This is a genomic window from Longimicrobium sp. (assembly GCF_036554565.1).
Classification (GTDB): domain Bacteria; phylum Gemmatimonadota; class Gemmatimonadetes; order Longimicrobiales; family Longimicrobiaceae; genus Longimicrobium.
On the sequence record NZ_DATBNB010000190.1, the window covers coordinates 1 to 4,200 of the forward strand.

Annotated in this window: 5 protein-coding genes; 4 read left to right on the top strand and 1 reads right to left on the bottom strand. The window is 71.5% G+C overall.

Annotated elements, in window-relative coordinates; genetic code table 11:
- Window positions 1-43 precede the first annotated feature (43 nt).
- On the bottom strand, window positions 44-1,252 hold the full coding sequence (locus VIB55_RS05170) for a tetratricopeptide repeat protein (RefSeq protein WP_331875601.1): 1,209 nt from the start codon (window positions 1,250-1,252) through the stop codon (window positions 44-46).
- A gap of 192 nt (window positions 1,253-1,444) precedes the next feature.
- Between VIB55_RS05170 and VIB55_RS05175 the strand changes: the two genes are divergently transcribed.
- The 4 genes from VIB55_RS05175 (at window position 1,445) to VIB55_RS05190 (ending at window position 3,931) form a co-directional block, all read left to right on the top strand.
- Window positions 1,445-2,041: a hypothetical protein gene (locus tag VIB55_RS05175; protein ID WP_331875602.1), complete on the top strand. Its 597-nt coding sequence runs from the start codon at window positions 1,445-1,447 to the stop codon at window positions 2,039-2,041.
- Window positions 2,038-2,655 (top strand): RNA polymerase sigma factor, encoded by a 618-nt coding sequence (locus VIB55_RS05180; protein ID WP_331875603.1) that lies wholly within the window; start codon window positions 2,038-2,040, stop codon window positions 2,653-2,655. The genes VIB55_RS05175 and VIB55_RS05180 overlap by 4 nt, the downstream gene beginning before the upstream one ends.
- The gene (locus VIB55_RS05185) at window positions 2,652-3,038 is read left to right on the top strand and encodes a hypothetical protein (RefSeq protein ID WP_331875604.1); all 387 of its coding nucleotides are present in this window, start codon (window positions 2,652-2,654) and stop codon (window positions 3,036-3,038) included. The genes VIB55_RS05180 and VIB55_RS05185 overlap by 4 nt, the downstream gene beginning before the upstream one ends.
- Window positions 3,039-3,379: 341 nt before the next feature.
- Window positions 3,380-3,931 carry an NYN domain-containing protein gene (locus tag VIB55_RS05190; RefSeq protein WP_331021060.1) on the top strand — a complete coding sequence of 184 codons (552 nt, stop codon included), beginning with the start codon at window positions 3,380-3,382 and terminating at the stop codon, window positions 3,929-3,931.
- Window positions 3,932-4,200: the final 269 nt, after the last annotated feature.

Here is a 4,200-nt window from a genome sequence, read left to right on the forward strand (position 1 = left end):
AGCGCCGCGGCCAGGGCCAGGGCGGCGCGCAGGCGGCGGGCGCTCACTGGCCCTCCGGCGCGGTGGCCACGAGCTGTTCCACCTGTGCCCGGCGCGGGTCGTCCCGGGGGGCGCGGGCCAGGTACTCGCGGCAGGCCCGCAGCGTTCCCTTGTCGTCACCCTGCAGCTGCTTCACCATTCCCAGCACCAGCCAGCCGTCCGCGTGGTGGGGCGCCAGCGTCGTGGCCGCCTCCAGCTGCGTGGCGGCCTCGTCCAGCCTGCGCAGGCGCGACAGCAGGGTGCCGTACAGAATGCGCAGCGTGGCGTCGTCCGGGGCCGTTTCGGCCGCCAGCCGCATCTCGCCCTCGGCGGTGGCGGTGTCGCCCGCGGCCAGCGCCAGCAATGCCAGCCGCAGGTGCGCCGGCGCGTACGAGAGGTCTTCTTCCAGCGCGCGGGAATACGCCTCGCGCGCCACGTCGGCCTTGCCCGTGCGCTCGAAGATCAGCCCGCGGCTGTGGTGGATCACCGCCTTGCTCTCGTAGAAGCGCACCAGCTCGCGCTCGTCGCGCTCCACCTGCAGGTTCACCGCCGAGTCCAGGTCCGACAGCGCCCTCTGGTTGTTGCCCACGAGCGCGAACATCCGCGCGCGCTCCTGCAGGATCCACCCGCGGGTTTCGCTGCTGTTGCGGCGGCTGCGCAGCGCCTCGCCAAAGGCCTGCGCCGCCTCGGGAATCTTTCCCTGCGCCGCCATTACACGCGCACGCATGATGGGCGGCAGGTCGGCCATCACCTGGCTGGTATAGTACGAAAGCAGCGTCTGGTCGTCTACCTGGGTGGGGTCGCCGCCCACGATCAGCGCGCCGATCCACATGCGGGTCAGGTCCGGCTCGAAGCGCCGCTGGACGAAGGGATCGCTGCGCAGCGCGCGCAGGTACAACGAGTCGATCTGCCGCGCCTCGGCCGACGAGCGGGCCCGCCCGCTGCTCTGGTACTGGATCATCCGCCGCGGATCGCGCAGCAGCATCGCCGTGTGGCGCCCGTACAGCGCATCGGCCCATCCGGGTCTCAGCTCCACGGCCCAGTAGAAGGCGTCGGCGGCCAGATCCGGGCGGCGGGCCATGCTGCGGACGCCCAGGTCGTAGTAGGCGCGTGCGTCGTTGGTGTCGGCCGCGGCGGGAAGCGGCGGACGGCGCGGCGCGCGCTGGGCATCGGCCGAGGTGGCCAGGAACACGGCGGCGGCGAACAGCGCCAGGTGGCTGCGGAAAAATCGCATCGGAACGCTTTCGGGGAAGTCATTGCGGGAGGGGAGGCGCGCAACGGACGCTGCTCATGCGCACGTAACGACTATATTCATGCGCCCGGCCATCCGCAACCCGCGCGTGCGGGCTCGCCCCAACGTTCGCGTGCGCTCCGCTGTATTCCGGATGAAGTCGCAAACGGTCCGTCCACACGAGAGCAGTGTCCCATGAGCATGTCCGCACGCGTCCTGTTGATTGCCCTGGCGGCCGCCGTGGCCGCCCCCGCCGCCGCGCAGCCCGGCGGCCGGCATCCCGAACGCCCGCGCGCCATGGAAGCGCTTTCCCCCGAGGACGGCCGCGCCTTCGAGGTGCTGCTGCGCCACCGCGAGCAGCTGCGGCTGACTGACGTACAGGTGCGGCGCATCCAGGAGATCGGCCGGGGGCTGGAGGCGCGCAACGCCCCCCTGCGGCGGCGGCTGGCGGAGGAGCGGCAGCGGTGGATGGCCCGGCGCCAGGCGGAGCTGGAGCGGATGGATGCCGAGCAGCGCCGCCACGAGATGCGGCGGATGCGGCAGGAGCGGCGGGTGCCCGAGCCCATGCAGCCGCTGATGCGGGAGATGCGCCAGAACATCGCGGACGCCGTGCGCGATGCCCACGGCGTGCTTTCCGACGAGCAGCGGACCCGGGCGCGGCGGGTGCTGCGCGAAGAGGCGCGCGCGCGCCACGAACAGATGCGGGCGCGCCACCCGGAGATGCGCCGCCGCCCCCTCCGCGAGGGGCGGCCTCCCCGCCCGCGCGGGGAAGCCGCCCCCCGGCCGCCGTGAACCCGGCGCTCGCGGCCGTGCCGCTTGCGCCGGCGCAGGCCGGCGCGGCATCCTCCGCCCCGGTGGCGGAGGACGAGTCCGCGCTGGTGGAGCGGGTGCGCCAGGGCGACGCGGCCGCCTTCGACACGCTGGTCACCCGGTACATGCGCCGCGCGTTCGCGGTGGCGTACCGGCTGCTGGGCAACCGCGAAGATGCGGAAGACCTGGTGCAGGAAACCTTCATGGCCGTGCTGCAGAAGATCGACGCTTTTCACCCCGGCCGCGCCTTTTCGCCCTGGTTCTTTCGCATCCTGGTGAACCGGGGCCTGAACGCGCGCAAGGCCCGTGCGGTGCGGACCACGGAGGAGATCCCCGACGGCACCGCCGCGGGCGGATGCTCGCCCGAGCGCAGCGCCGAGCGCGCGGAGCTTCGGGGGCGCCTCATCGCCGCGATGGCGCGGCTTCCCGAGCGGCAGCGGGTGATCGTGGAACTGTTCGAACTGGAAGGGTTCGCCGGCCCCGAGATCGCGGAAATCCTGGAGATTTCCGACGGCACCGTGCGCTGGCACCTTCACGAGGCACGCCAGGCGCTGCGGCGGGAACTGGCCGCCTACGACCGCAAGGAGGAGGGATGATGGACGAACTTTCGCGCGACCCCGCGCTGGCCGCCGCGCTCCACGACGCCGCGGTAGCATCCGCGCCCGAGGTGGACTGGGATGCCCTGCGCGCGCGCATTTCGGCGGATGCCCGAATGCCGCTGGCCCGCCGCCGGCAGTCGCGGCGCACGGCCGTTCGCCTGCGCGCCCTGCTTCCCCTGGCCGCCGCCGCGGGGGTTGCCGGCCTGGCCCTGGCTACCATCCCGGACCGGAGCCCGCCCGGCGTCACCCCGCAGGAGCGCACCGAAATCCAGGCGGCGCTTCGCGAGTCGCTCCCTGACCAGGTGGCCCTGCTGATCTCGGGCGACGCCGCCGAGGCGGCGCTGCTGGAATCGGCCGAGGAGAACACGGGGGAGAACTAGGAGGCAACCTCCATCCTTCACCCGCCAGAGTGCGAACGGCCACGCGGACGGCCGGCATGGTCGACAGGGCAAGGAATGTCCGCAGCAGGTGTCCCGCAGACTACTGCTCCCAAAAACGGGAGCAGCCGAAGCCGCCACAGGTGATGCAAATCCGTGCACCGCAATAGAATGGCGCGATTGTAAAGGTGCTTGACAAGCGGGGCCGTGGGCGGTAATTCCAAGGCGCACGGGGGGCCGCGCGGCACGGGGCCGTGGGCGCCGCGGCTCCACGGCCGCGCATCCTTTGCTACGGCTCCCGCCGCACCGTGCGGCGGGTCTTGTTTTTACTTGGACGGCACCAGATGAACGCAGCCATCTTCATTGACGGCGGATACTTCGACCGCGTGTCCCGCGACTGCGGATCGCCGCGGATCGATTTCGGCAAGCTGTCTTCGGAACTCGCGCGGCCGCACGAACTGCTTCGCACCTACTACTACCACTGCCTGCCGTACATGGGCCCCAACCCCTCGGAAGAGGACCAGGCCCGGTACGACAACAAGCAGCGCTTCTTCAACGCGCTCACGCGGCTCAACCGCTTCGAGGTGCGCGAGGGCAAGCTGGAGTACCGCGGAACGGACCGTGAGTCGGAGCGGCCCATCTTCGAGCAGAAGCGGGTAGACATCTACCTGGGCGTTGACCTGGCGATGCTTGCGGTGAAGCAGCGGATCCACCGCGCCATCCTGGTGACGGGCGACAGCGACTTCCTCCCCGCCATCCGCGCCGCCAAGAACGAGGGCGTGCTGGTGCACCTGTTCCACGGCACCGGCCCCCAGCAGCCCCACAAGGACCTGTGGGACGAGGTGGACGAGCGCACCGTCATCACGCCGGACCTGCTTTCGCACTTCCTGCTGTAGCACGAAGGCGAACGACGAACGAAGCCCGCCGCGATCTCGCAGATCGCGGCGGGCTTTCTCGTGGCTGTCCTCCGGGCACACCACAATGCTCGCACATCCCCCCAGGCCTGTCATCCCGAGGCCCAGGCGCGCCGCATTCACGCGGAGCACAGACGACGCGGGCCGAAGGATCCAGCCGCGGGTACCTTTCAGCCCGGGCGCGGCAGCGGTCACCGTAGCCGAGGCCTCGGCTGCCGTGGGGCCCTCACCCGTCCTCGCCTAGGCTCGTC